The 592-nt window shown below is 59.6% G+C and carries 1 protein-coding gene; it reads right to left on the reverse strand.

What is annotated here, in order from left to right:
* On the reverse strand, window positions 1-479 hold a 479-nt coding region (locus tag EQG66_RS15215), incomplete at its 3' end, for a winged helix-turn-helix transcriptional regulator (protein WP_164975711.1).
* Window positions 480-592: the final 113 nt, after the last annotated feature.

Consider the following 592-nt stretch of genomic DNA (forward strand, 5'->3'; position numbering starts at 1 on the left):
CTGTGGCTGAGCTTGAAGTGCGCCACCTGCAACTTGGTGCGCACCCCGTCGATGATCGCCCAGTCCTCGCTCCAGTCGAACTGGAACGCCTCTCCCGGCGCGAAGGAGAGCGGCACGAACGTCCCCCGGCCACTCAACTGCTGCTGTCGGCGATAATCGTCGCGCCAGGCTCGTGCAAAGGCCGCAACACGGCCATAGGAGCCATCATAGCCCAGGGCAACCAGATCGGCGTGCAACTGCCTGAGCGTCCGCTTCTGCTTGCGCGGGCGGCCCATCTCACGCCGCAGCCATGCCGACAATCGCTCGGCATAGGGATCGAGCCGGCTCGATCGTTCCGGCACCTTGAACTTCGGTTCCACCGCCCCGCTGCGCAAATATTTACGCACCGTGTTGCGCGACAGTCCCGTGCGCCGCGCAATCTCCCTGATCGATAAATGGTCGCGCAAATGCCAGCGACGAATAATACTCAATAACGCCATGTCCAACACTCCAATATCCCCTGATCACCAAAGACAGGGAAGCGTTCAAACATGGGTCACTTCTCAGTGGAAATTACTCCCCACACCGGGTCAACTCTCAATGAAAATCAACA

This window comes from Sphingobium fluviale (assembly GCF_004122115.1).
GTDB lineage: Bacteria > Pseudomonadota > Alphaproteobacteria > Sphingomonadales > Sphingomonadaceae > Sphingobium > Sphingobium fluviale.